Source organism: Pyxidicoccus caerfyrddinensis, from assembly GCF_010894405.1.
Lineage (GTDB): Bacteria > Myxococcota > Myxococcia > Myxococcales > Myxococcaceae > Myxococcus > Myxococcus caerfyrddinensis.
Map to the genome: position 1 here is coordinate 285,450 of NZ_JAAIYA010000008.1, position 24,166 is coordinate 309,615.

Annotated in this window: 23 protein-coding genes; 6 read left to right on the plus strand and 17 right to left on the minus strand. The window is 70.2% G+C overall.

Annotation, left to right across the window (positions count from 1 at the left end; genetic code table 11):
- Positions 1 to 8: 8 nt before the first annotated feature.
- Positions 9 to 1,049 carry an aminoglycoside phosphotransferase family protein gene (locus tag G4D86_RS20920; protein ID WP_163995755.1) on the minus strand — a complete coding sequence of 347 codons (1,041 nt, stop codon included), beginning with the start codon at positions 1,047 to 1,049 and terminating at the stop codon, positions 9 to 11.
- 385 nt (positions 1,050 to 1,434) lie between these two features.
- Between G4D86_RS20920 and G4D86_RS20925 the strand changes: the two genes are divergently transcribed.
- On the plus strand, positions 1,435 to 2,802 hold the full coding sequence (locus G4D86_RS20925) for a pyridoxal-phosphate dependent enzyme (RefSeq protein ID WP_163995756.1): 1,368 nt from the start codon (positions 1,435 to 1,437) through the stop codon (positions 2,800 to 2,802).
- 89 nt (positions 2,803 to 2,891) lie between these two features.
- Here the strand turns inward: G4D86_RS20925 and G4D86_RS20930 are convergent, their stop codons facing one another.
- The 6 genes from G4D86_RS20930 to G4D86_RS53015 form a co-directional block, all read right to left on the minus strand.
- Entirely contained in the window at positions 2,892 to 3,338 is a 447-nt protein-coding gene (locus G4D86_RS20930; protein ID WP_163995757.1) for a MaoC family dehydratase, read from the minus strand.
- Between the two features lie 135 nt (positions 3,339 to 3,473).
- Entirely contained in the window at positions 3,474 to 5,345 is a 1,872-nt protein-coding gene (locus G4D86_RS20935) for a discoidin domain-containing protein (RefSeq protein ID WP_163995758.1), read from the minus strand.
- 186 nt (positions 5,346 to 5,531) lie between these two features.
- Positions 5,532 to 6,677 (minus strand): cystathionine gamma-synthase, encoded by a 1,146-nt coding sequence (locus tag G4D86_RS20940; RefSeq protein WP_163995759.1) that lies wholly within the window; start codon positions 6,675 to 6,677, stop codon positions 5,532 to 5,534.
- Positions 6,678 to 6,751: 74 nt separating this feature from the next.
- A complete protein-coding gene (locus tag G4D86_RS20945) occupies positions 6,752 to 7,513 on the minus strand; it encodes a crotonase/enoyl-CoA hydratase family protein (protein WP_163995760.1) in 762 nt (253 codons plus the stop codon).
- Positions 7,514 to 7,700: 187 nt separating this feature from the next.
- On the minus strand, positions 7,701 to 8,165 hold the full coding sequence (locus tag G4D86_RS20950) for a DUF2147 domain-containing protein (protein ID WP_163995761.1): 465 nt from the start codon (positions 8,163 to 8,165) through the stop codon (positions 7,701 to 7,703).
- 193 nt (positions 8,166 to 8,358) lie between these two features.
- Entirely contained in the window at positions 8,359 to 8,577 is a 219-nt protein-coding gene (locus tag G4D86_RS53015; RefSeq protein ID WP_240360378.1) for a hypothetical protein, read from the minus strand.
- Between G4D86_RS53015 and G4D86_RS20960 the strand changes: the two genes are divergently transcribed.
- Positions 8,576 to 9,562 (plus strand): class I SAM-dependent methyltransferase, encoded by a 987-nt coding sequence (locus G4D86_RS20960; RefSeq protein ID WP_240360379.1) that lies wholly within the window; start codon positions 8,576 to 8,578, stop codon positions 9,560 to 9,562. The two genes, G4D86_RS53015 and G4D86_RS20960, sit on opposite strands and share 2 nt — an antisense overlap.
- A gap of 34 nt (positions 9,563 to 9,596) precedes the next feature.
- On the opposite strand, the gene G4D86_RS20965 is transcribed toward G4D86_RS20960, so the two are convergent.
- Complete coding sequence (locus tag G4D86_RS20965) at positions 9,597 to 10,757, minus strand: hypothetical protein (RefSeq protein ID WP_163995763.1); 1,161 nt, start codon at positions 10,755 to 10,757, stop codon at positions 9,597 to 9,599.
- 306 nt (positions 10,758 to 11,063) lie between these two features.
- On the opposite strand from G4D86_RS20965, the gene G4D86_RS20970 reads away from it, so the two are divergent.
- A complete protein-coding gene (locus G4D86_RS20970; RefSeq protein WP_240360380.1) occupies positions 11,064 to 11,663 on the plus strand; it encodes an RNA polymerase sigma factor in 600 nt (199 codons plus the stop codon).
- Positions 11,650 to 13,362: a FecR domain-containing protein gene (locus tag G4D86_RS20975; protein WP_240360381.1), complete on the plus strand. Its 1,713-nt coding sequence runs from the start codon at positions 11,650 to 11,652 to the stop codon at positions 13,360 to 13,362. The genes G4D86_RS20970 and G4D86_RS20975 overlap by 14 nt, the downstream gene beginning before the upstream one ends.
- Before the next feature lie 22 nt (positions 13,363 to 13,384).
- On the opposite strand, the gene G4D86_RS20980 is transcribed toward G4D86_RS20975, so the two are convergent.
- Positions 13,385 to 14,578 (minus strand): tRNA-uridine aminocarboxypropyltransferase, encoded by a 1,194-nt coding sequence (locus G4D86_RS20980; protein ID WP_163995987.1) that lies wholly within the window; start codon positions 14,576 to 14,578, stop codon positions 13,385 to 13,387.
- A 151-nt stretch (positions 14,579 to 14,729) separates the two neighbouring features.
- Here G4D86_RS20980 and G4D86_RS20985 point away from each other — a divergent pair, with 151 nt between their 5' ends.
- Positions 14,730 to 15,494, plus strand: coding sequence for a 16S rRNA (uracil(1498)-N(3))-methyltransferase (locus G4D86_RS20985; protein ID WP_163995765.1), 765 nt, complete (start codon positions 14,730 to 14,732; stop codon positions 15,492 to 15,494).
- Positions 15,495 to 15,528: 34 nt separating this feature from the next.
- Positions 15,529 to 17,064, plus strand: coding sequence for an aminopeptidase P family protein (locus G4D86_RS20990; RefSeq protein ID WP_163995766.1), 1,536 nt, complete (start codon positions 15,529 to 15,531; stop codon positions 17,062 to 17,064).
- A gap of 33 nt (positions 17,065 to 17,097) precedes the next feature.
- Here G4D86_RS20990 and G4D86_RS20995 read toward each other — a convergent pair whose 3' ends face one another.
- The 8 genes from G4D86_RS20995 to G4D86_RS21030 all read right to left on the minus strand — a co-directional run bounded on the left by G4D86_RS20995 (position 17,098) and on the right by G4D86_RS21030 (position 24,015).
- The gene (locus G4D86_RS20995; RefSeq protein WP_163995767.1) at positions 17,098 to 18,537 is read right to left on the minus strand and encodes a DUF2914 domain-containing protein; all 1,440 of its coding nucleotides are present in this window, start codon (positions 18,535 to 18,537) and stop codon (positions 17,098 to 17,100) included.
- A gap of 85 nt (positions 18,538 to 18,622) precedes the next feature.
- Entirely contained in the window at positions 18,623 to 18,943 is a 321-nt protein-coding gene (grxD, locus tag G4D86_RS21000; RefSeq protein WP_163995768.1) for a Grx4 family monothiol glutaredoxin, read from the minus strand.
- Positions 18,944 to 18,962: 19 nt separating this feature from the next.
- The gene (locus G4D86_RS21005) at positions 18,963 to 19,220 is read right to left on the minus strand and encodes a BolA family protein (RefSeq protein WP_163995769.1); all 258 of its coding nucleotides are present in this window, start codon (positions 19,218 to 19,220) and stop codon (positions 18,963 to 18,965) included.
- Positions 19,220 to 19,765, minus strand: coding sequence for a YqgE/AlgH family protein (locus tag G4D86_RS21010; RefSeq protein ID WP_163995770.1), 546 nt, complete (start codon positions 19,763 to 19,765; stop codon positions 19,220 to 19,222). The genes G4D86_RS21005 and G4D86_RS21010 overlap by 1 nt, the downstream gene beginning before the upstream one ends.
- Positions 19,766 to 19,855: 90 nt before the next feature.
- Complete coding sequence (locus G4D86_RS21015) at positions 19,856 to 20,317, minus strand: response regulator (RefSeq protein WP_163995771.1); 462 nt, start codon at positions 20,315 to 20,317, stop codon at positions 19,856 to 19,858.
- Between the two features lie 101 nt (positions 20,318 to 20,418).
- The gene (locus tag G4D86_RS21020; RefSeq protein WP_163995772.1) at positions 20,419 to 21,231 is read right to left on the minus strand and encodes an ABC transporter permease subunit; all 813 of its coding nucleotides are present in this window, start codon (positions 21,229 to 21,231) and stop codon (positions 20,419 to 20,421) included.
- Positions 21,228 to 22,112, minus strand: a complete 885-nt coding sequence (locus G4D86_RS21025; RefSeq protein WP_163995773.1) for an ABC transporter permease subunit — start codon at positions 22,110 to 22,112, stop codon at positions 21,228 to 21,230. The genes G4D86_RS21020 and G4D86_RS21025 overlap by 4 nt, the downstream gene beginning before the upstream one ends.
- Before the next feature lie 316 nt (positions 22,113 to 22,428).
- Positions 22,429 to 24,015 (minus strand): peptide ABC transporter substrate-binding protein, encoded by a 1,587-nt coding sequence (locus G4D86_RS21030; RefSeq protein ID WP_240360401.1) that lies wholly within the window; start codon positions 24,013 to 24,015, stop codon positions 22,429 to 22,431.
- Positions 24,016 to 24,166 lie beyond the last annotated feature (151 nt).

Consider the following 24,166-nt stretch of genomic DNA (forward strand, 5'->3'; position numbering starts at 1 on the left):
CAGGGCCTTTAAGCGGCCAGCTCGGGGACGTACTTCGCCACCAGCTCCTGCAGCTTGCGCAGCTCCGGCTTGCGCGCGAAGGCGTCGCGCACGTAGCGCAGCGACGCGGGGATGGACACCAGGAAGCCCGGGTTGCCCTTCACGCGGTTGATGAACTCGAAGCGGCCCGCGTCCTTCAGCTTGCGCTGGATGGTGAGCAGGTCGAAGAAGGACTTGAACGCCGCCGCGTCGATGGTCTCGCCGCTCGCCGCTTCGAACGTCGCGATGTAGCGGTCCAGCATCTTGTCCACGAAGGCGCGGTCCAGCTCCACGTAGCTGTCGCGCAAGAGGGCCACCAGGTCGTACTGGCGCGGGCCCTGGAGGGCGTCCTGGAAGTCGATGACGACCAGCTCGCCCTCCTTCACCATGATGTTGCGGCTCTGGTAGTCGCGGTGCGTGAAGCCGCGCGGCGCGGCGGCCAGCTGCTTCGCGATGTCGCGGAAGGTGCGGTCCAGCTCGGCGCGCTCGGCGGCGGTGGGCTGCTTGCCGCTCCACGCCTCCAGGCCCCACTCGCGGAAGTGGTGCAGCTCCCAGTCGTACAGGTCCTCGTCGAACGCGCGCGTGAAGGCGAGGCAGTCCGGGTCCTGGTGCTTCTCCGCCTGCACGCGCAGGCGCGCCAGCAGGTCCACCGCGCGGGTGTAGAGCGCGTCCTGGTGCTTGCCGCCCTCCAGCGCGGACTCGAAGGTGATGTCGCTCAGGTCCTCCAGGACCATCATCCCCGCCGGCTCGTCGTAGCGGAGGATGCGCGGCACGCGCACGCCCAGCTTCTCCAGGTAGCGGTGCACATTGACGAAGGGCAGCTCCTTCGGGGGCTCACCCTTGGTGGCCTCCTCGCTCTTCTTCGTCGCGTCCGGCGGCATCACCATCACCACCCAGCTCTCGGGCGCCGCGCCAACGCGGTAGTACGAGCGGTTGCTCGCGTCGCCCTTCAGCTTCTTGATGGCAGCGTGGGGAACGGGACGGCCGATGGCCTGTCCCACCTGGTCGCGCAGGGCGGCCTCGAGTTCCATATCGACGGGATTCTCCAGAGGGGGTTGAGACGAGAGACTCCCGAGTATGGGAGGCGCCCCCATCCGGGTCAAAGCCCACGAGACGCGAACGGCCGGAAGCCCCCCGGGCTGTCACGTACGCGACGCGGCACCCTACCCCACACACCACGTCGCACCGCGTTGAGGGCCGCCTGGCGCCCGAGGAGAGAGGCCAGGGCCCGCCGGAGTGCGACAGCCCTGGGGCCCGCCCCCGGCATGCGGCCGGCCGGGCCCCGGTAGCGGGGGTCTGGAAGGACGGCGGACCCGGCCCTGTTCCTCACCGAGGGGCCGAGATGTCGCGTGCTGTCGACCGGGCCCGGGCGGCGACATATAAGACGCGCCGCGAACCCTTTTTCCGGAAGCCGTGATGGACATCCACGACACCATTCTCTCCGCCATCGGTCACACGCCGCTGGTCAAGCTCAACAAGCTCGTCGGCCCGAACGACGCCACCGTGCTCGTGAAGTGCGAGTTCATGAACCCGGGCGCGTCCATCAAGGACCGCATGGCGCTCTACATCATCGAGAAGGCCGAGCGGGAGGGGAAGCTCAAGCCCGGCGGCACCATCGTGGAGAACACGTCCGGCAACACCGGCATGGGCGTGGCGCTCGCGGCGGCGGTGAAGGGCTACAAGTGCATCTTCACCATGCCGGACAAGATGTCCCTGGAGAAGATCAACCGCCTCAAGGCCCTGGGCGCGCAGGTGGTGGTGACGCCGACCAACGTGCCGGCCGAGGACCCGCGCAGCTACTACGAGACGGCCAAGCGCCTGCACCGTGAGACGCCCGGCGCCTTCATGCTGAACCAGTACCACAACCCCGACAACATCGAGGCCCACTACAAGCTGACCGGGCCGGAGATCTACGAGCAGACCGAAGGGAAGTTCGACTACTTCGTGTCGGGCCTGGGCACCGGCGGCACCATGAGCGGCGCCGGCAAGTTCCTGAAGGAGAAGATCCCCGGCCTGAAGAACGTGGGCGTGGACCCGGAGGGCTCCGTCTACGAGGGCTACTTCAAGACGGGCAAGCTGACCGAGCCGCACGTCTACAAGGTGGAAGGTATCGGCGAGGACATGCTGTGCGGCGCCATGGACTTCAAGGTCGTGGACGACGTGCGGCAGGTGGATGACCGCCAGTCCTTCCTCGCGGCGCGGCGCCTGGCGCGCGAGGAGGGCATCTTCGCGGGTGGCTCCTCCGGCGCGGCGGTGCACGTGGCCGTGCAGCTGGCGAAGGAAGTGGGCAAGGGCAAGACGATTGTCGTGGTGCTCCCCGACTCGGGCAGCAGCTACATCAGCAAGTTCCACTCGGACGAGTGGATGCGCGACAACGGCTTCCTGGAGGAGAAGGGCACCGGCACCGTGCGCGACATCATTGGCGACAAGCGCAAGGACGTGAAGACGGCGCGCAAGGGCGACAAGGTGGACCAGGTGGTGGAGACCATGCGGGGCCATGGCATCAGCCAGATGCCCGTCGTCACCGAGGAGGGCCGCGCGGTGGGCATGGTGCACGAGTACGACCTGCTCAACGCCCTGGTGGCCGGCAAGGTGAAGTTCGGCGACGCCATCGACGCCATCGTCTCGCCGCTGCAGGGCGCGCTGTCGCCCGACACCAGCATCACCCGCCTGCGCGAGGTCTTCGCCCAGGACAACGTCGCGGTGGTGAAGGAGGGCGAGAAGGTCGTGGCCATCGTCACGAAGATCGACCTCATCGACTACCTGCACCGCACGGCGGCGTAGTCTCCGTAGGCACCTGAAGCACGGAGGGCCTCCACGCACCCAGGCTGGGAGCGGGAGGCCCTCGGTGTTTTCAGGGCACGACGCGCTGCCTACGTCGCCGGCCGCCGCGCGAAGAGGGCGTTGGCCAGCTCGGTCATCACCACGTCGCCGTGCTGGTTGCGGACCTCGAAGCGGAACTTGATGGCGCCGCGGTCCGCCTTGCTGCGCGACGGCGTGGTGGTGAGCACCTCGGTGCGGACGGTGAGCGAGTCCCCGGGGCGCACGGGCTTGAGCCAGCGCAGCTCGTCCAGGCCGGGCGAGCCCAGGCTGGCGGCCTTCCCGAGCAGGCCCTCCACGATGAGCTTGTGGCAGATGGAGGCGGTGTGCCATCCGCTGGCGATGATGCCGCCGAAGATGCTCTCGCGGCCACCCTCGTCGCTCAGGTGGAAGGGCTGCGGGTCGAACTGCTTCGCGAAGGCGATGATGTCCTCGCGCGAGATGACGTACGGCCCGAACTCGCTCACCTCACCTGGCTGGAAGTCGTCGAAGTAGCGCATGCCGCCTCTCATAAAACCGCGGGCCGGCGCGCGCCAGCCCGCGATGTGCCGTGTGTCAGGGCGTGGGACATACGAAGGGCCTCCACGTCCTCGCGGAGGAGGACGGGAGGCCCCGGTACTTCAGTGATGCGAGAGCTACGGGCTCACGGGCTCGTCGTGGTCCGCCGTGTCCTCCAGGCGGTCCGCGGGAGGCAGCGGCTGGTCGAAGCGCAGGCCCGCGGGGGCGCGCGCCGGGTCGTCCACCGGGCCGGACACGGTTTCCGTCTCCTGCGACCAGGCCTTCAGCGTCGCGCTCACCGTCGTCGGCAGCGTCTTGGTGAGGGTGAGCGTGTCCTTCACCGCGCCGGTGGAGGAGATGAGCTTCGCCGTCAGCGTGCCGCCGTCCACCACCACGTCCATGAAGCCATACGTCGTGTTGTCGCGCAGCGCGGTCCACGAGGGCTGGCTGCCGGGGAAGGGCCGCAGGGTGGCGCCACCGCTGCCCACCACGACGTACGGAATGCCACGCGTCCCCGACGGAGCCACCGCGTCGCCCTTCATCGGCTTGCTGCGCTCGTAGTTGTGGTCATGCCCGGTGAGCACGAGGTCCACGCCGTTCGCCTCGAAGATGGGCGCGTAGTTGCGGCGCACGGAGAGCTGCGAGCCGTGCTCGCCGCTGGACCAGGCCGGGTGGTGGAAGAAGACAATCTTCCAGGACTGCTTCGTCGCCGCCAGGTCCTGCTCCGCCCACGTCTTCTGCGCGGTGGCCGTGCAGCGGTCCGACGACGCGAGGCCGATGGCGCAGTTGGAGTCGAGCGCCACGAAGTGCACGTTGCCCCAGTCGAACGAGTAGTAGCGCTCCGTGCCCGCGGGGTTGTTGGTGGGCAGGTAGAAGTTGTCCAGGTACGGCTGCCCCTGGTTCGTCACGTACTCGTGGTTGCCCAGCGAGGGGAAGATGGGCACCTCGCGCAGCAGCGTCCCCATGGGGGTGAACATGCGGTCCTGGAACTCCTGCTCCGTGCCGGAGGAGTAGGCGTTGTCGCCGAGCGCCACCAGGAACTCGCCGCGCCACTCCGGCTTGTTCATCATGGCAATCACGGCCTTCTGTGAGCTGCCGCCCGTGCCGAAGTCGCCCAGGGTGGTGAAGCGCACGCGCTGCGTGCCCGTCGCGGACGCGGTGCGGAAGGCACGCACGCCGGTGACGGAGCCGCACGCCTCCACGCTGTAGCCGTACGTCCGCCCCGGCAACAGGCCCGTCAGCTTCACTGCGTGCCGCCAGCCCGCCACGGTGGCGGTGGCGGTGCGCGACAGGTCCGTGCCCTCGCCGTAGCGCACGAAGGGCGTGCAGGACACGCCGGAGCGGAAGGCGACGAGGGCGCTCGTCTGGCCCACGCTCTGGAGGTACGGCAGCCGAGGCAGCGCCGGCCCCGAGTCCGCCGTGGGCACGGGCGTGGGAGTCGGCGGCGGCGTCGTCTGCTGCGCACAGGCGCGCGACTCGGTGATGGAGGCCCAGTCGTTCACCGAGTTGCCGTTGACGGTGACGCGCACGTAGCGCGCCTGCCGCGCGCTGAAGGCATACGTCTGCGCGGCGGTGTTCAGGGCGCTCGTCCCCGAGGTCGCCTGGGTGAAGGTGGTGCCGTCCGTCGAGGTGGAGATGACGAAGTAGTTCTGCCGCGTGTTGCCCTGGTGCCAGGCCACCGTGGTGCCGGCAATCGACTTGGAGGCGCCCAGGTCCATGGTGAGCCAGGCGCCCTTGCCCGGCCCGCTCCACCGGGTGGCGAGGTTGTCGTCCTGGGTGTTGGCGGCGACGCTGCCGGCGCCGTCATCACCGCTGGCCGTGACGGCCGTGGTGGTGAGGAGGCTGCAGCCGGTGGCGGTCAGCTCGGCCGCCGCGCCGCGCGCGTCAGGCGCCGGCAGCTCGACGGGAAAGTTCTGGTCGGTGGTGGGAGTGGGAAGTGCGTCACAGCCGGAAGCAGCGGCGAGCAGCGCACCCAGCAGACACGACGTCGGAATGAATCGGTTGCGCATCGTGGGTGCCCAAACGGTGTCCGGCAGCGGACATTCCATTCTGTGACGCGGCATCCCATGACCCGGCCGAAGCGCAGGCGGCCAGGCAGGCGCTTCGACGTGCGGACACACGAAGGGCCTCCGCGCAGCTCCGGGTAGGGAAGCGGGGAGGCCCTCGGTGGTTCGGTGTGCTGAGGAGCGAGCGGCCTACTTCACCGTGTCGAGCGCCTGCGCGAGGTCATCGCAGAGGTCCTGCGCGTCCTCGATGCCCACGGACAGGCGGATGAAGCCGTCGGCGATGCCGAGCTTCTCGCGCGTCTCCTTCGGGATGGAGGCGTGGGTCATGATGGCGGGGTGCTCGATGAGCGACTCCACGCCACCGAGCGACTCGGCGCAGGCGAAGACCTTCACCGTCTTGAGGAAGCGACGCGCGGCCTCCAGGCCGCCGTGGATGTCGAAGGTCAGCATGCCGCCGAAGCCCGTCATCTGCTGGCGCGCGAGCTGGTGCTGCGGGTGCGTCTCCAGGCCCGGGTACGTCACCTTCTTCACCTTCGGGTGCGTGGCGAGGAACTGCGACACCTTCATCGCGTTGTGCGCGTGGCGGTCCATGCGCACGTGCAGCGTCTTCACGCCGCGCAGCACCAGGAAGCTGTCGAAGGCGCCGGACACGCCGCCCACCGCGTTCTGGAGGAAGTACATCCGCTCGGCGATGTCATCGCGGCTGGTGCAGACGAAGCCGCCCACCACGTCGCTGTGGCCGTTGAGGTACTTGGTGGTGGAGTGCGCCACCACGTCGAAGCCGAGGTCCAGCGGGCGCTGGAAGTACGGCGTCATGAAGGTGTTGTCCGCGACGGAGAGGATGTTCCGCTTCTTCGCCACCTCGGCGATGCGCGCCAGGTCGATGAGCTTGAGCATCGGGTTGGTGGGGGACTCGACCCACACCATCTTCGTCTTCGGCGTAATCGCCGCCTCGAAGCTCTCCGGCTTGGAGAGGTCCACGAAGGAGAAGTTGAGGCCCGAGCGCTTGAAGACCTTGTCGAAGATGCGGAAGGTGCCGCCGTACACATCGTCGGAGACGACGACGTGGTCGCCGGCATCCAGCATGTGCATCAGCATGTCCGTGCCCGCGAGGCCGGAGGCAAAGGCGGCGCCGTACTTCGCGCCTTCCAGCGCGGCGAGGCAGTCCTGGAGCGCCTTGCGCGTGGGGTTCTGCGTCCGGCTGTACTCGTAGCCCTTGTGCTCTCCGGGCCCGTCCTGGACGTAGGTGGAGGTCAGGTACACGGGCGTCATGATGGCGCCCGTCGTGGGGTCCGGCTCCTGGCCGGCATGAATGGCAAGCGTGTCGAAGCGCATGGCCGGGGAACTAACACAGCCCTCCCGGCCACGCACCAGGAGCGCCGCTGACCCGCTCACCGAGCCTACTCGGCCTACTCGAACTTCCCGTGCCGGCCCGCCCCCCGGGCGAAGCGGGTGGCGCCGGCGATGGACTCGGACTCCAGCACCTTCACGCCGCGCTCGAACTCCTGACGCAGTGCTTCCTCCAGGCCCAGGCCCGCCTGCTCGTAGGCCGAGGCCCGGTCGGCGTTCATGCACTCCTGGGGGAAGGCGGCGACCTCGCGAGCCAGCGCCTCGGCGGCCTGCCGGGCCTGGCCCTTCGGCACCACGCGGTTGACCAGCCCCATGGCCAGCGCCTCCTGGGCCGACACGGGGCGGCCGGTGAGGATGAGGTCCATGGCCCGCGACAGGCCGATGAGCCGGGGGAGGCGCACAGTTCCGCCGTCGATGAGCGGTACACCCCAACGCCGGCAGAAGACGCCCAGCACCGCGTCCTCCTCCGCCACGCGCAAGTCACACCACAAGGCCAGCTCCAGGCCCCCCGCCACCGCATGGCCGGCGATGGCCGCGATGACGGGCTTGCCCAGCACCATGCGCGAGGGACCCATCGGACCGTCGCCGTCCGGGCTGAGCCGGGGCAGCCGGCCCTCGGAGACGGCCTTGAGGTCCGCGCCCGCGCAGAAGGTGCCGCCCTCGCCGTGGAAGACGCCCACACGCGAGTCCGGGTCCGCATCGAAGGCGCGGAAGGCGGCCACGAGCTCCTGCGCGGTGGGGCCGTCCACCGCGTTGCGCACCTCGGGTCGGTGAAGGACGACGGTGGTGACGGGCCCGTTCTTCGCGATGCGCACGCTCATGGCCCGAGAGTCTCGGTCAGGCGCGAGGCGGGTACCAGCAACCGCCCGCTCACATTCCGGACGGCGTCCAGCGCCCGACGCGGGCGCTGTCACGCCCACCCACGGTGGCCCGGCGGCGCACGCTGAGGTGACGCCGCCATCGCCGTTTGTCGGACTCACGACTCATGGTCGAGGCCCGACCTCGGGACTACTCCGCCTTGACCCAGTGCTGGGTGCGGCCGAACAGGGACATGCCGACGAAGCCGCGGACCTTCAGCTTCTTGCCACCGTCCTCGACGGCAATCTTGCACTTGTAGGTCTTGCCGTTGGCCGGGTCCATGATGGTGCCGCCCGTCCACTCGTCATCGTCCTTCTTGAGGTTCTGCAGGATGACCATCCCGAGGATGGGCTGGTTCTTCAGCGTCCCCTCGCACTTGTCGCAGACCGGGTTCTGGTCTTCCTTCGGCTCGCGGAAGAGCTTCTCGATCTTGCCAAAGAGCTTCCCGTTCTCTTCGTAGATGGCGATGACGGACTTCGGCTTCTTCGTCTCGTCATCAATGGTCGTCCACCGGCCCACCGGTGACGTGGTGTCCGCCTTCGCATCCTCCGCCAGGGCGCTCGAGGCGAACAGCACGGTCAGCGTGGCCAGTCCCAACCAACGGCTTGCAGTCATTCGGGGTCCTCCGGTGCGGGGTTCGTTTGCGGACGAAGACTACCCCGGAGGGCTCGATATTCAGAGAAGACATCGCACGCCCGCCACTCCCCATGACGCAGCGCACGCGGGCGGAACCAGATTCCGCGGTGCGGAAACGGCCAGGCCCCCACTCGCGACGCATGGCCCGGGATGGCGGGCGGCGCGCGACCACTCACATCGGCGCGTGCGCGCCCTCCCCCGCCTCCGCGCCACGGCCATGGATGAGCCGCGCCACCGTGCGCAAATCCTCGAGGAACGCCTCGCGCGCCTCCGGGCCCGGTGCACGCAAGATGGACGACGGATGCACCGAGGCCGCCTTTCGGAGCTTGTCGTACGTCGGGGACTCGGGGATGAGGGGGGCCGCGGTCTGGACGGAAGGACGCTTGGGCATGACGGATTCAGAAGGTAACCACGGCGCGCAAGGGGCAACCGACCCGGTGGGTATGTTCGCCAACCGGCTGCGCAAGGACGCGAAGCGCTTCCGCAAGTGGGCCCGCGCGCAAGGGCTGACGGCCTTCCGCGTCTACGACAGGGACATTCCCGAGTACCCGTACGCCATCGACCTCTACGGCGACCGCGCGCACGTGGTGGAGTACCCGCGCCGCCGCGCCCTCAAGTCCGGCACCGCCGAGTCCCAGCGCGAGGAGGTGCTCGCCGCGGTGACGGAGGTGCTCGGCGTCCCGCCCGAGCGCACCTTCGTGAAGACGCACACGCCCCAGCCCTGGGGCCGCTCGCAGTACGGCCGGGTGGGCGAGGGCAGCAGCCGAATCGTGGTGGAGGAGCAGGGCCTGAAGTTCTGGGTCAACCTCGGCGACTACCTCGACACCGGCCTCTTCATGGACCACCGCAACACCCGCGCGCGCGTGCGCGAGGAGGCCAGGGGCAAGCACTTCCTCAACCTCTTCGCGTACACCGGGGCCTTCACCGTGTACGCCGCCGCGGGCGGTGCCGCGAGCACCACGACGGTGGACCTGTCCAACACGTACCTCGACTGGGCCGAGGCCAACCTGGACTTGAACGGGCTCGCGGATGCGCGGCACGTGCTGGTGCGCGCGGACGCGAAGGCGTGGGTGGAAGCGCAGGCCGACGAGCCGGAGCGCTACGACCTGGTGGTGTGCGACCCGCCGTCCTTCTCCACGTCGAAGAAGATGTCCGGCAGCTTCAACGTGCAGAGAGACCACCCGCGCCTGCTGGCCGCCATCCGGGCGCTGCTCGCGCCCGGCGGCGTCGTCTACTTCTCCACCAACTTCCTCGGCTTCGAGCTCAGCGACGCGGCCGCGCGGGGAATGGACGTGGAGGAAATCACCCCCGGCTCCATCCCCGAGGACTTCCAGCGGAAGGAAATCCACCGGTGCTGGCGGATGGTGGCCCCCTGACCGCAAAGGGGCCACCGCTCTACCGAGGGCCGGGCTACAGCCAGCAGACGTTGTCGATGCAGCGCTCGCCGGCGGGGCACTCGCAGTTGGCGACGCACGCTTTGCCGCTGCCCTGATTCACCGGCTTGCACACGCCGCTGTTGCACACGTTGCCCGCGGGGCACTCGCAGTTGGCGCGGCACACCGGCGAGGTGCCCGCGTCCGTCGTGGGCGGAGGCGTGGGCGACTTGCAGTGGCCGCTGCTGCAGACCTGGCCGGAGGGGCAGTCGCAGTTGGCCACGCACGCCGGGCCCGTGCCCGCGTCCGGAGGCGGGGGCGGCGGCGTGGGCGACTTGCAGTAGCCGCTGGTGCAGACCTGACCGGAGGGGCAGTCACAGGTGGCCACGCAGGCCTGGCCCGGGTCCGGCTGCGGCGACTTGCACTGACCATTGGTGCAGACCTGGCCGGAGGGGCAGTCGCAGTTGGCGCGGCACTCGCCCCCGCTGGGAATGGGCATGCAGTAGCCGATGTGGCACGAGTACTCGGGCGGGCACTCGGTGGTGGAGTCGCAGGACTCGCGGCACTGGCCGTCCACGCAGTCCTTCCCCTCCTGGCACTGGTAGGCGGAGGTGCACGCGTTCGGGTCCGGCGGGCGCGTGCGGCACACGCCGGAGACACACGCGTCCGTGGAGGGGCACTGCGTGTCCGCCGTGCAGCCGTGGTAGCAGGTGTTGTTGATGCAGTAGTTGCCCGCCCCGCAGTCCGCGTTCAGCCGGCACGTGCCGCCCGGGCCTGCGTCCGGACGCGTTCCACCATCCGAGCCGGCATCCGGGCGCGTGCCACCGTCCGTGCGCGTGCCAGCATCCGTCCCACTGTCCGGGCGCGAGCCACCCTGGCCGGGAACGCAGAAGTGATCGGCGCACTTGTTGCCCGAGCCACAATCCAGGTCACGCACGCAGGGCGTGTAGCAGACGTTGTTGACGCACACCTCGCCCCGGTCGCAGTCGCGGGAGGCGGAGCAGCTCGTCGAGTCGGGCGGCACCTCGTAACAACAGTTATCGCGACAGGTCTCACCACTGTCGCAGTCCGAGTTGCTGTAGCAATACTCCTCGTCGTCGTACCAGTCGTCGTTCTCGTGGATGATGCAGCCCGGTAGGGTCGATCCAAGCAAAAGCAAAAGCGACAGCAGCACGCTGCGCGCGGGGGTATTCCTCATGAGTAGGTACTCCGAGAAAGCTGGGGGACCGGTCCGGCCACCGGGTGGGTTGTCCGGGTTCAGGCGCGTTTGACGCCGGAGGCTGTACGGCTGATCAAACAATAATTTTGATCGCCCGCATTGGGAGCGGCGACCCAGTCAGTACGGAGGTAGTCTGTGCTGGCCTGGACCATTCACATCGGCAGCGGCGCGCTCATGAAAAGAGCAGAACCGTTGCCGGCCCCCGAGGGAGCGCCTCCGGTGTTCTTCAGAGGAACTCGTTCACTGGCGGAAGTCAGCGCGCCGGCCGAGCGCCTTGCGAGAGATGTGCCCGCGCCAGTGAGCGCGGATGAGGCCCAGCTCCACCTCCTGGTGCGTCGGGTCCAGGACGGAGACCTCGCCGCCTTCGAGCAGCTCTACCAGGTCACGCGGTTGGACGCGGCGCGGACGCTGCGACACCTGGTGGGCGACCGGGTGGAGGTGGAGGACCTGCTCCAGGAGACGTACCTGCGGCTGCTGACGGCGGTGAAGGGCTACCGGGGCGAGTCGCGCTTCCGGACGTTCTTCTACCGGGTGTGCTCCAACGTGGCGCTGTCGCACCTGCGCTGGAAGCGGCGGCGGCCGGAGGACTCGTTCGCGGAGCCGCCGGAGCAGGAGTCACCGGGGGAGGACCCCGAGCGCGCCGCGGCCCGGCGCCAGGCGGCACGGCTGGTGGAGCTGGCGCTGGAGCGGCTGAAGCCGAAGAAGCGCATCGTCTTCGTCTACTACGAGCTGTGCGGCATGAGCCCGGACGAGATTGCCGAAGCCGTGGGAAGTTCGGTCAACACCGTCCGCAGCCGACTGCACCACGCGAGACTGGAGTTCAACGAGGCCATGCAGCGACTGCTCGTCACCCGCCGCCCTGGAGCTCCCCATGGCCGGCCATGAGGTCCAGGCACTGTGGGCGCTGGCTGCGGGCGAGCTGGACGCGGCGGAGCGCTCGCGCGTGGAGGCCCACGTGTCCGGGTGCGCGGAGTGCGCGGCGGAACTGGCACGGGTGAGGCAGTCCCGCGCGGTGCTGCACGAGGCGCGCGAGGTGACGCCGGACGTGCGCTGGAGCGCGGTGGACGCGGGGCTCCAGGCCGCGGCGGCGCGACAAGCGGCGTCCCGGTCCCTGGGGCCGTGGGCGAGGCTGCGTGAAGCGGCGGCGCAGCGGGTGAAGCCGGCATCCGGGTCCTGGCGGCCCGGCGCCTTGGCGGTCCCGAGGTCCCGGCTCCCGTGGGCCATGCTGCTCGCGGGGGCCTGCGCGGCGATGCTGGGCTTCTGGATGTTGCGGACGCCGGACGTGGCCCCGGGCACGACGGTGGCGGTGCTCGACGGGGACGGTGCTCCGGGCACGCCCCAGGTGGAGCACGCGGGCACGCCCCAGGTGGAGCACGCGGGCACGCCCCAGGTGGGGACGGTGCGCGACGGTGCTGGCGTCCTGGCGGAGCTGCCGCGTGAAGGCACCGGCAGCACCGATACGGCGCAGGCGGAGAGCACCTCGGGCGCGATGGTGCGCGAGGCAGGCGGCGCGGAGCAGACGCTCCAGGCGGGCACGAAGCTGCGCTCGGGTGTCGCGGTCCGGACGCCCGCGCGCGCCACGGCGCTGCTGCGGCTGCCGGACGCGAGCCGGGTGCGGCTGTCGGCGGGCTCGGAGGTGGAGCTGTCCCGAGCGGAGGCGCGCGACGTCCACCTCACGGTGCGTCGGGGCCGGCTGTCGGTGCAGGCCTCGCATGCGCAGCGCGAGGGCTTCCTGGTGGAGGCGGCGGGCCTGCGCGTGTCCGTGGTGGGCACCGTCTTCACGGTGGAGCACACCGAGCACGGAGCGGCGGTGGCCGTGGCGGAAGGACGCGTGCGCGTGGAGGTGGAGGGCCAGCCTCCGCGACTGGTGAGCGCGGGCGAGCGGGTGGAGCTGGATTCGCGGAAGCAGACTTTGAAGCACGCGCCGGTATCCGAGCCCGACCAGCGGGCCTTCGCGGAGCTGAGCGCACCCGACGCGGTGGTGCAGGCTCCGGCCACGGAGAAGCCGGTGGTGGCCATGAAGGAGACGCGGCCGCAGGTGTCACGCCCTGAAAGCAAGCAGTCCCCACAGCAGGAGCAGGCCCCGCCGCCGGAAGAAATCCCTGCTCGCACGCAGGTGGTGGCCGAGGTGTCTCCGTCCAAGGGCGCGGTGCCCTCCGAAGTGGACCCCGACCAGGAGTTCGCGCCCTACCCCGCGAAGTCCGTGACGGAGCAGCTGCCCCCGAAGATGGCCGAGCCCCCTGCCCCACCGCCTCCCACCGCCGTGGCGGAGCGGCCCACGAAGGAGAAGAAGAAGCCGCTGATTCCCATGGCCCTGCTGTCGGGCAACGCGGACGAGCGCTTCCTGGGGTACGCGCGGCTCCAGATGAGCCCCCGCACGTGCGAGAGCTTCCTGGTGGGCCTGGACGAGATTGCACAGCGGAGCCCGCGTGCGGACCACCGCGACCAGGCGCGCCAGCTTCGAGCGCAGTGCCTGGCCAAGAAGAACCCTCAGCACGCCCCTCGGCTGGACCCACCGACAGGCCCTCAACGACTTCCCACGGCGCCGCTGAATCCGGGAGGCCGCACCGGGCGCCTCCCCTGAAGTCCTCGGCGCGCCGCCGGGGTCAGCCGTCCGAGCCGGTGCGCTGCAGCTTCTGCGGCGGCTCCGTGGCATTCCCCCGCGCCACCAGCTCGCGCACCACGGACTCGAGCGCACGGATGCGCCGGCCCGCGCGCCCGGGAGCCCAGTCGGGCACCTCCGGTCCTTGCAGCAACTCCATGGCCTGCTCCACCCCGCCCGCCTTGCCCTTCAGCGCGCGCGCCGTGGCCAGTCGCACGTTGCGCGCCGGCCGCCGGGTGACGCCTCCCTCCCACAGCAAGTCCAGCGCGAAGGTGGTCCACACGGCCAGCTCGTCATCGGGGCGGAGGAACGCCTCGAACCGCGCCAGCGCCTGCGTGCGGGGCTCTCCCGCGAACAGCACCTCCTCGGGCAACTCCACGTGCAGCGGCGTGCTGCGCGCCAGCGGCTGCTCGGGGGCGATGACGGCCTCGAAGCGCTCTCCCGTGGCCGGGCGGCAGGCCACCGCGTGGACCAACTCGGAAGGAATGTTCGTTCCAGTCGGGTGCGCGTTGGCCTCGCCGTAGAAGACGACGAGGTTCTCGAAGCGGTCGGCCAGCGTGCGCAGCTCCAGCGGCGGACGCCACGGGCCGAAGTAGATGCGGCGGCGGTTCGGCGACGTCCGCTGCGACTGCCGCTCCAGCTGCGTGTCCACCATGTACTCGAAGGCCTTGAGCATGGTGTCGAAGCGCTCCGGGTCCCCCTCCAGGATGCCCAGCATCTCCACCACGGCCTCGATGGTGGAGACACAGTGGTCCGCGGGCTCGGCGCGGATGCGGTAGTTGCTCGGCCGGCGGGGCACGAAGCTGATGCGCGGCAGGCTGGCGAGCAGCGGGTTTCGCGAGACGACCTTCTTCGCCTGGGGCCACGTGCCGTCCACGACGATGATGGTCTCCGGCGGATTCCTGCTGGCCTCCTCCACCGTGATGGCATTGTCGCCCGGGAAGAGCACGGCCACCGACTCCGGCTTCGCCGCCAGCTGCGCCAGCCGCGCGTGGTCGGTGAAGTCCACGCCCTCGTGCAGCTCGGCATTGCGCAGCGCCAGGCGGGCCATGCGTGCCGTGCCAATGGCCACGCGCCGCTCACGCGGATGCTGGAGGAAGACGACGCGCGTCCGGGTCTCCAGCGGGGGCGGCAGTTGCGCGCAGTAGCAGGTACTCTCGGGACGGCGGCAGCGAAGACACAAGTTACGCACAGTCAGCCTTTACGGTACGCCCCGGAGAGGGGCAAGCACTGCCGACAGGCCGTGCGGAGGCCGACCGGGGAGGCAGCCGACCCACGGCTCCCGTACCCTGGAGTCCCGGCCCAAGATGTCCCCCCCAAGCCCCCGGGTGACGGAGTACAGAAGCCCCGTGAATCTGCTCCTGCTCTTCGACGAGGACTTCCTCCCGGACGGCACCGCCCGCCTCACCGGACGCCGGGCCCAGCACGCCCGCGAGGTGCTGCGCGCCGAGCCCGGCGAGTCCCTGCGCGTGGGCCGCCTGGGCGGCCTCACCGGCACCGGCGAGGTGCTGGAGAACAGCGCCGGCGTCCTGCACCTGCGCGTCTCCCTCACCGACCCGCCGCCCCCCCGAGCGGGCGTAGACCTGCTCCTCGCCATCCCCCGCCCCAAAGCCCTCAAGAAGGTCCTCCCCGCGGTGGCCTCGCTAGGCGTGGACCGCGTGGTGCTGGTCAACGCGGCCCGCGTGGAGAAGAGCTACTTCGACTCCAAGGTGCTGGACGCCGCCTTCGTGCGCGAGCTGCTCCTCCAGGGCCTGGAGCAGGCCCGGGACACGCACCTGCCGGAGGTCCTCATCCGCGAGCGCTTCCGCCCCTTCGTCGAGGACGAGTCGGCCGCCCTCTTCGGCCCGGGCGCCGTCCGGCTGCTCCCCCACCCGCCCGCGAAGCAGCCCCTGCGCGCGGCCGGGGCGGACACGGCCGAGCGGGTGGTGCTGGCCATCGGCCCCGACGGCGGCTGGGTCCCCTTCGAAGCCGACCTCCTCGAGGCCCATGGCTTCCGCCCCTTCTCCCTGGGCCCGCGCATCCTCCGGGTGGAGACGGCCGTCCCCGTCCTCCTGGGGCAGGTGGCCCTTCTGCGAGAGGACACTGCTCCGCGTCAGGAGCCATCTCGGACTTGAAGCGTTGCCGGGCGCTGTTGAAAAGTCACACGCCATGGCCACGTCCAACCCCTCCGCCACCGCCCCCGCCGCCGACGGCACCTCGCAGCCCGCCGTGGGTGAGCAGCAGCCCCTCGTCACCTCCGAGCCTCAGGCCGCGCCCGCGAAGCCCGCCAGCCACGACACGGTGCCACCCCCGGCCCTGCTCGACTTCATGGTGAAGCGCTGGAAGCCGGGCGCGAAGAAGCTGCCTCCCAAGCTGAAGAACGCCGACGCCTTCCGCGCCCGCCGCCGCGCCCTCTCCAAGCTGTTCCCCGGCGAGACGCTCATCATCCCCACCGGCCACGAGAAGGTGCGCGCCAACGACACCTACTACCGCTTCCGGCCGGGCACCGACTTCTACTACCTCACCGGCAACACCGAGCCGGACTGCGTCCTCATCCTCCAGCCGAAGGAGGGCGGCGGCCACACCGACCTCCTCTTCGTGGAGCCCAACCCGGGCCGCAGTGACGCCACCTTCTTCACGGACCGCGTGAAGGGCGAGCTGTGGGTGGGCCCGCGCCTGGGCGTGAAGGAGAGCCAGGCCCGCTTCGGCGTGGACGAGGCGCGCGGCCTCGACGGGCTGAAGGACTACCTCGCTGGCCTGCACGGCGCCGTCAGCCGGCCCACGCGCGTGCTGCGCAACTTCTCGCCCAAGGTGGACACCGCGATTCCCGAGGGCGGAGAGCGCGACAAGGCCATGGCCCAGGCCCTCTCCGAGATGCGGCTGCTCAAGGACGCGCAGGAGCTGCGCGAGCTGCAGGCCTCCATCGACTCCACCCAGCGCGGCTTCGAGGACGTCATCCGCGGCCTGAAGACGGCGAAGTCGGAGCGCTACGTGGAGGGCATCTTCAACCTGCGCGCCCGCGTGGAGGGCAACGACGTGGGCTACGGCACCATCGCCGCCAGCGGCTCGCACGCGTGCGTGCTGCACTGGACGCGCAATGACGGGCCGCTCGTCCCGGGGGATTTGCTCCTGCTGGACGCGGGCGTGGAGGGCCACACGCTCTACACGGCGGACATCACCCGCACCCTGCCCCTCTCCGGGAAGTTCTCGAAGGAGCAGCGCGAAATCTACGAGCTGGTGCTGGAGGCACAGGACCAGGCGATTGCCGCGGTGAAGCCGGGCAACGACTTCATGGAGCCCAACCGCGTGGCCATGCGCGTGCTGGCGAAGGGCCTGGAGTCGCTCGGCATCCTGGAGAGCGCCGAGGAGGCACTCAAGGACGAGCACCAGTTCTACAAGCGCTACTCGTTGCACAACGTCAGCCACATGCTGGGCCTGGACGTGCACGACTGCGCCCAGGCGCGGCAGGAGGCGTACAAGTACGGCAAGCTTCAGCCCGGCATGGTGCTGACGGTGGAGCCCGGCCTGTACTTCCAGACGGACGACCTCACCGTGCCGCGGCGCTACCGCGGCATCGGCGTGCGGATTGAAGACGACGTCGTCGTCACCGCGCGCGGCTGCAAGGTCCTCTCCGGAAAGATTCCCCGCACCGCGAAGGACGTGGAGGCGTGGATGAAGTCCGTGTGGAAGACCGCGAAGAAGTAGCGGCCTTCTCCCTTGAGGGCCCGGAGGACGGTGCTACGGCGCCGTCTCGCCGGGCTCCGTCCCCACCGCGCCTGGCGCCGGCTCGGGCGCTGCACCGGCCGCGGGCTTCGGCGTGGCCGTCTTGCTGCGCGTCTTCTCCCAGTCCTCGGGTGACAGCGGACTCATCACCTTGAGGGTGGAGTACTCCAGCTTGTACTGGCGCGGCTCGGGGCGCGCGTCCGGGCCCACCGAGAAGTTGATGCGGTGGATTTCGTGCCCGTCCTCGGTCTCCAGCACCACGCGCCAGTCGCCGGGCTTCAGGTTGGACGTCGTCGCGAAGGAGCGGTAGCCGCCGTCCGTCCCGTTGCTGCTCACGTTGAGCATGAAGCCGCTGCCGAACGTCGTCCAACCCTTGTCGGGGTGGTCGTAGTACCAGCGCACGCGGACCTTGTAGGGCGCGAAGCCCTTGGGCGCGAAGATGCGGAAGAAGTAGTACGGCTTGTCGCCCGGCTGCATCAGGAAGTCCGGGCCGAACCACGTCCACGGCTTGAACCAGACGGAGTCGTCCACCGCGGACAGCTGGTACACGCCGGGGCTGACCCGCTCCACCTTGTGGTAGATGTCCGCGAACTGCACGGCCACCGGCAGCGGCGGAATCACGCCCACCAGGTAGAGCACCAGCAGCACGCCCTGCACGCCGAAGCCGGGGATGGCCACGTTGCGGACCAGGAACTCCACGTCCGGACGCCAGCGCTCAATCAGGCGCATCAGCCCGAAGACGCTCGCGCAGCCCAGGGCCACGGCCAGCAGGAACACCCAGAAGCCCATGCGGCCAATCAGCACGGGCAAGAGGCACGCGAAGTACAGCGTCACGCACAGGCTGAGCAGCACCACGCGGATGACGGGGCCCACCTGCCGGAAGCGCGGCAGCTCGTTGGCCACCAGCAGCGCGAACAGGCCCACCACGAACAGGTAGGGCGTGAAGCCCGACGTGGCCTTGAACAGAATCAGCATGAAGACGCTGAGCAGGCTTCCGAAGAAGAAGTGCACCGCGTCCTCGCGCCAGCGCCACACCTTCGCCAGCAGCTTCGGCGGCTCCGTGCCGTCCGGGAAGCGCTGCTCCAAGAGCAGCAGCGAGGTCAGGATGAGCAGGTACGCGAAGCTCTGCACCTGCGTCAGCGTGTCGTCGATGCGGCTGAGCGAGACGATGTCGTAGATGAAGCCGCCGAAGAAGAAGACCGCCATCTCCCACTTCTCGTGGCGGGTGCGGAAGTCCTGCACCTTCTCCATGAGGGTGGGCGTCTTCGCCGTGGCCACCAGGTCGTCCGGGTCCACCGCCACGTTGGGCGCGGTGGCCGGGAGCGCGGTGTCCTTCAGCGCAACGGCGGCATTGGTATCGGCGACGGGGACGTTCCCGGAGGCGGCCGGGGTTCCCGGCGCTTCGACGGTGTCGTCCTGCTTCTCGGAATTGTTGGGTTGTGTTGCGGTGACCACGGCGGTTCCTCGGGGCAGCGGCGAACCATTCTAGCCGCACCGGGGGGAGTCGGTCTCCCCCTCCCCCCAAGGCCCGCGAGCCCCGTCAGGCCGGGGACTTGCCGGCGACCACGTCCGCCAGCTCACCGCGCTCGGCCAGCTCCATGAGGATGTCGGAGCCGCCGACGAACTGCCCGTTGATGAAGATCTGCGGAATGGTGGGCCAGTTCGTGAGGTCCTTGATGCCCTGGCGCACCTCGGGGTCCGCCAGCACGTCCACCGTGTGGACCTCGCCGTAGGGCTGCAACAGCTGCAGCGCCCGCGCGGAGAAGCCGCACTGCGGGAAGAGGGCGTTGCCCTTCATGAACAGGACGATTTTGTGCGACTGGGTTTCCTTCTCCAGCCGGGCCTTGAGCTCAGGGGTCATCGACAGCGTCTCCTTCTAGCTAGCGTTGGCCGAGCTTCTGCCACTGCTCGGGCGAATAGGTCTTCAGCGCGAGGGCGTGCAGCTCGCCCGTCTTCAGCCACTGCTGCAGGGGCGCATAGACGAGCTGGTGCTGCTGCACCATGGGTTTGCCAGCAAAGGCGGGGCTCACCACCCGCGCCTCGAAGTGGTCTCCCGTCCCGGTGGTATCTCTAACCTCCACCTCGGAGCCCGGCAGGGCCTCGAGAATGCGAGTCCTGACGAAGTCGGCGTCGAGCATCAGTTCATCCCCCTTCCCATCACCAGCATGGCCGGGTCCACGCCCATGCCACGCAACGTGGTCTCCCACAGTTTCGAGGGCTCCAGGCCCAGCACCGCCTCGGCGGTCGCCTCGGCGAAGAGCCAGGAGCCGGCGGCAATCTCGCTCTCCAGCTGCTTGGGGCCCCAGCCCGCGTAGCCCAGGCAGAAGCGCAGGCGCCGCGAGGGGTTCTCCAACAGCGGCCCCAGCGCGTCCAGCGTGACGCTCAGGAACAGGCCGGGCAGCACCGGGTGCTTCTCGGTCTGCTCCGGGTCATCGTGCAGGACGAAGCCGCGCTGCGGCTCCACGGGGCCGCCCACGAAGACGGACTGCTCCGTCCGCGCCGAGGCGATGCCCATGTTCTGGCCGCGCGCCAGCTCACCGAGCGTGAGGGGGGCCCCCCGGTTGATGACGAGCCCCATGGAGCCCGTCTCCCCGTGCTCGATCATCAAGATGACCGAGCGGTAGAAGTTCGGGTCCCCGAGCTGGGGCATGGCCAGCAGGAGTCCGGGAGCAAGGTTCTTCACGAGAGGAGCATCAACCGTTCGCGGGGACGGCGCAACCGGAACCCGTACCCCGGGTTCCGGGCCGTCCACCCCCGCAGCATGAGGGCGACGTCAGTGCCAGCTCGTGTGCCTGGACTGGAGCGCCTCGGCGAGCTTCTCGGGGTTGAGGGGCTTGCCGATGAAGAGGTCCGCGCCCAGGCCCTTGCACTTGCGCGCCATGGCCGCGTCGCTCATGGCGCTCACGCCGATGAGCACCGCCTGGGGGAAGCGCTCGCGCAGCTTGGACATGAGCGTGGCGCCGCTGCGACCGGGCAGGAAGACGTCGACGACGGCGGCGTCCATGCGCTTGTTGCGCACGGCGAACTCCGCCTCCTCCGCGCTGCCCACGGGGAGCGGCTCGTAGCCCCAGCCCGCGAGCATCTCCACGAGGATTTCCCGGTGCGTCGGGTCGTCCTCGACGACGAGCACCGCGCCGCGCGCCGGTTCGAGCTTCAAGTCGTCGCTGCGCGTGGTGCGCTCGCTCGAGTCGTGGCCGGTGGAGATGGGCAGCTCTTCGACGGTGGGGAGGGACATGAGTGCACCGGTGGGCAAAAGGTTTCCGTGTGATGGAAACCCACCCCCCAACGTTGGGCATTCCACGGGAGCAGGTGCCTCTCCCACCCCTGAGACCTCCCTCAGGCGGCGCGGCGAGGGGCCGCCGAGAGCGCCTGGGAAGCAAGCGAGGCACCGAGCACCAGCAGCACCAGCAGCGCCCACGCGGGCAGCACCACGCGACCGCCGCCCTCGTAGATGAGGGCCGCGTAGCTGGTGCCCAGGTAGCGGCCCAGGGACATGGGCTCCATGCGAGCGATGCCGAAGAAGCTCACGGTGGACTCGGTGAGGATGGCGGCGGGCAGGCGGCTGAGGAACACGGCCAGCGCGAAGGGGCGCAGCGCGGGCCACAGGTGGACGCGCAACAGGTGGACCCCTCCCCCGCCGAGCGCCCGGGCGGCCGCGACGTACTCCTGCGACTCCAGCGTGGCCAGCCGGTTGCGGAACATGCGCGCCGGGCCCGCCCAGCCGACCAGGGCGAGTGAAGCGACCATGAGCCCGAAGGGGCCGAGTCCTCCGCCCGCCCCCGCGTCCGAGAGGGACTGGCCCGCGAGCTGGAGCACCATGACCACCAGCACGTCGGGCAATGCGAAGACGGCGTCCACCGCGCGCAGCAGGGCCTGCTCCACGGTGCCACCGGAGAGGCGCGCCACCGCGGCCACGGCGAGGCCGATGAGCGTGGACAGCGCGCCCGCCGCGAGGCCCACGGCGAGGGACACCCAGAGCCCACCGAAGGCGAGCTCGCACACGGTGCGGTCGGGGCGCGTGGGGTCCATGCCCAGCGGGCAGGTGCTGGCGAGAGCCTCCGGGAAGAGGCGGCCCGCGACGAGGCTGAGCACGCCCAGGCCAATCAGGAGCGCCAGGCCGAAGCGGGCTCGCGAGGGAACGCGGCTCATGTCGTGGCCTCCCGGGAGCGAGGGTCCACCGCGTAGCGAAGCACCTCGACCGCGAGGCTCACGAGGACGAGCAGCGACGCGAAGGTGGTGGTGGCCACCACGACGACGGCCACCTGCTTGTTGAGCACCGCCAGCACGTAGAGCTGGCCGAAGTACGGCAGGCCGAAGACGCGCTCCGCGGCGAACGAGCCGGCGAGCAGCGAGGTGGCCACCGGCCCCACGGCGTCGAGCATCGCGGGCCACACGTTGGGCAGCACGTGACGACGGAGCACCGTGCCGTAGGTCAGGCCCTTGCCCAGCGCGGTGCGCACGTAGTCGCGAGACAGCTCCGTCTCCAGCGAGTCCCCCACCAGCGTGCCCAGGAAGATGCCGGGCCACACCGAGGTACAGAGCGCCGCGCACAACTCCGGCAGCATGTTCCCGCGCTCCACCACGCTGGGAGCCAGCAACAGCGCGGGAATGAAGACCGGCGTGCCGAAGGCCACCGCCGGTACCACGTCCCCCAGTGTCGCCCACTTCCCTCGACGCCACCGCGTGCGAAGCAGCGCGAAGCCGAGCGCCCAAGCCAACGCGAGCGGCAGTGCCATCAACCCCACGCCCACGCTGCCGGAGAGCTTCAGCAGCAGCTCGTCGCCGGTGATGCCCTGCGCGCTGGTGCCCAGCCGCTCGCCGCGGAAGAGCTTCTGCCAGGGACGCATGAAGCCCAGTGGCTCGCCGATGCCGAGGTCGCGCTGGTACGAGGCGGCCAGTTCCTTGGAGACCTGCCGCTTGGCATCCGTCTCCGTGGTGAGCGGCAGCGAGGCCATGAGGAAGTACGAGGCCACCGCCACGAGGGGCACCAGCACCAGCTGCCGAGCCAACCGCTGCGTCACGAGCCTCATGGCGTCACTCCGGAGCGGCCCGCTTCCGCGAAGCAAAGCCACCCCGCAAGCAAGGCCATGCGCTGTCGCGACAGCCACCATGTGTCCCGCCGCGTCTGACTCAGGACGCGAGAGGCCCCTGGCACTCCGCCCCGCCCGTCCGAGCGGCGGGCTCGCGGAATGAACGTTCCTTCCGCTTCCATCGGGCGGCGGGCTCGCGGAATGAACGTTCCTTCCGCGTCCACCGGGCGCCGGGCGGGGCCGCCCCCGAGCTCGAATGAATCCCCGAGACGAAGCCATTCCGCCAACAGGGCAACGCACCATCGCGGCAGCAGGCTCATGGGGCGACTCCCGCCTGGGCTTCCGTCGCGGGAGCCAGCCGCAATGCACGCAGCGCGAGGAAGTTGAAGGGGTCTACGTCCAGCCCGCGCAGCCGAGCCCGGACGCGGAAGTAGCGGTCCGGATGGTAGATGGGCGCAATGACCGCCTGCTCGCCCACCAGCACCTCCTGAGCCTGGGCATACAGCGCGCGAGCCTTCTCCTCGTCCGGCTCGCCGTCGCCCGCCTCGAGCAGCCGCTCGAAGCGAGCCATGGGCTCGCCACCGGCCTGCGTCTCCCAGCCCGTCTGGTGGTTGCCCTCCTTCTCGAACAGGGTGAAGAAGGTGTTCGGGTGCGCGTAGTCCCCCCCCAGGCGGCGCAGATACAGGTCATACACGCGAGGCCCCTCCGCCGAGCGCCGCGCAATCTCCGCCGAGAAGTCCGAGCGCGCATCCAGCACCACCTGCACGCCCACCCGCGCCAGCTGCGCCGCCACGCGCTCCGCGATGGCCACCTCCGGGAGGAACCCGTCGCCCTGCCGGTAGACGAGCCGCAGCGGCCGGTCCAACCCAGGCACGCGGGCCAGCTCGGCCTTCGCAGCCTCGGGGGCGTAGCTCGGCAGGCGCGCGGCCTCCTCGGGCGTGGCGGCACCGGGCAGCTCCGGTGGCAGCAACACGTTGGACGTCCGGGCCGCCGGCAGCAGTCCGGCCATCAGCGCATCCCTGTCAAGCGCGCGGGCCAGCGCGCGCCGCACCTCGGGCCGGTTCAGCGGAGGACGCTCGGTGTTGAAGGCGAGGAAGTACGTGGACAGCAGCGGCTCGCGCTGCAGGTCCTCCGGCCGGCGCATGCGCAGCGACGCGGCGCTGTCCATGAACACGAAGTCCACCCGGCCGCGCTCGTACAGCGCGGGGCCAATCTCAGACTTCATCAGCGTGATGACGGGCGCGGGCGTCTCGCCAGGCTGCAGCGGCGGAGGGAAGGCGGTGGCCGGGTTGTAGACCAGCCGCACGCGCTCGCCGGCGCGGTCCCAGCGCTCCACCCGGTATGGCCCCAGTGCCAGCGGGCGCCCGTCACGCGGCCGGTCGAAGTAGTCGCGCACGTCCTCGTCGGACTTCCCCTCCAGGTCCGCCGAGGGCGCGGGGTAGAAGATGTAGACATTGGCCACGCGGGCCAGGAAGTAGCTGCGTGGCCGGGCCAGCGTCACCCGCAGGGTGTGCGCGTCCACGGCCTCCACGCCCACGCGCTCCAGCGCGGCGCGCACCTCGGCCTCGGGGGCACCGCGCTCCTGGGCCGCCAGTGCGTCGGCCGCGCCCGCCAGGTCCACCATCTCTCCGCGCTCACGTCCGCGCAGCGCGCGCCGCCAGCCGATGACGAAGTCATGCGCGGTGAGCGGCGAGCCGTCCGACCAGCGCACGTCCGGTCGCAGGTGGAAGGTGTAGACCTCGCGGCCCTGGTCGTCGGTAACACGCTCCCAGCGCTCGGCCAGGCCGGGCTGCACGGAGTAGTCCGCCCCCAGCACGGTGAGCCCGCGCTGGGTGGCGAGCATGACGGGATAGTTCGCCCAGCTCTCCGGGTCCGAGTGGCTCCAGTCCAGTGTGGTGGGCATGGACGGCACCACCACCTTCACGCCGGGGTCTGGCTGGAAGCCGCACGGCCCACAGGCCGTGGCCGCCAGGACCAACACGAGGAACGTCCACCGGAGTCGAGCGCGGGAGGCCACCGGGGCCCGTTGTACCCCGAAGCGCCCGGAGCCCGGA

Bases quoted from the DNA above. Each gene is read 5' to 3' on its own strand.
- G4D86_RS20920 (WP_163995755.1), bottom strand. From the start codon at position 1,049: ATGGAACTCGAGGCCGCCCTGCGCGACCAGGTGGGACAGGCCATCGGC.
- G4D86_RS20930 (WP_163995757.1), bottom strand. From the start codon at position 3,338: ATGCGCTACTTCGACGACTTCCAGCCAGGTGAGGTGAGCGAGTTCGGG.
- G4D86_RS20925 (WP_163995756.1), top strand. From the start codon at position 1,435: ATGGACATCCACGACACCATTCTCTCCGCCATCGGTCACACGCCGCTG.
- G4D86_RS20960 (WP_240360379.1), top strand. From the start codon at position 8,576: ATGACGGATTCAGAAGGTAACCACGGCGCGCAAGGGGCAACCGACCCG.
- G4D86_RS21015 (WP_163995771.1), bottom strand. From the start codon at position 20,317: ATGTCCCTCCCCACCGTCGAAGAGCTGCCCATCTCCACCGGCCACGAC.
- G4D86_RS20940 (WP_163995759.1), bottom strand. From the start codon at position 6,677: ATGCGCTTCGACACGCTTGCCATTCATGCCGGCCAGGAGCCGGACCCC.
- G4D86_RS20990 (WP_163995766.1), top strand. From the start codon at position 15,529: ATGGCCACGTCCAACCCCTCCGCCACCGCCCCCGCCGCCGACGGCACC.
- grxD (WP_163995768.1), bottom strand. From the start codon at position 18,943: ATGACCCCTGAGCTCAAGGCCCGGCTGGAGAAGGAAACCCAGTCGCAC.
- G4D86_RS53015 (WP_240360378.1), bottom strand. From the start codon at position 8,577: ATGCCCAAGCGTCCTTCCGTCCAGACCGCGGCCCCCCTCATCCCCGAG.
- G4D86_RS20945 (WP_163995760.1), bottom strand. From the start codon at position 7,513: ATGAGCGTGCGCATCGCGAAGAACGGGCCCGTCACCACCGTCGTCCTT.
- G4D86_RS20935 (WP_163995758.1), bottom strand. From the start codon at position 5,345: ATGCGCAACCGATTCATTCCGACGTCGTGTCTGCTGGGTGCGCTGCTC.
- G4D86_RS21025 (WP_163995773.1), bottom strand. From the start codon at position 22,112: ATGAGGCTCGTGACGCAGCGGTTGGCTCGGCAGCTGGTGCTGGTGCCC.
- G4D86_RS21005 (WP_163995769.1), bottom strand. From the start codon at position 19,220: ATGCTCGACGCCGACTTCGTCAGGACTCGCATTCTCGAGGCCCTGCCG.
- G4D86_RS20950 (WP_163995761.1), bottom strand. From the start codon at position 8,165: ATGACTGCAAGCCGTTGGTTGGGACTGGCCACGCTGACCGTGCTGTTC.
- G4D86_RS21030 (WP_240360401.1), bottom strand. From the start codon at position 24,015: ATGCCCACCACACTGGACTGGAGCCACTCGGACCCGGAGAGCTGGGCG.
- G4D86_RS20965 (WP_163995763.1), bottom strand. From the start codon at position 10,757: ATGAGGAATACCCCCGCGCGCAGCGTGCTGCTGTCGCTTTTGCTTTTG.
- G4D86_RS21020 (WP_163995772.1), bottom strand. From the start codon at position 21,231: ATGAGCCGCGTTCCCTCGCGAGCCCGCTTCGGCCTGGCGCTCCTGATT.
- G4D86_RS20975 (WP_240360381.1), top strand. From the start codon at position 11,650: ATGGCCGGCCATGAGGTCCAGGCACTGTGGGCGCTGGCTGCGGGCGAG.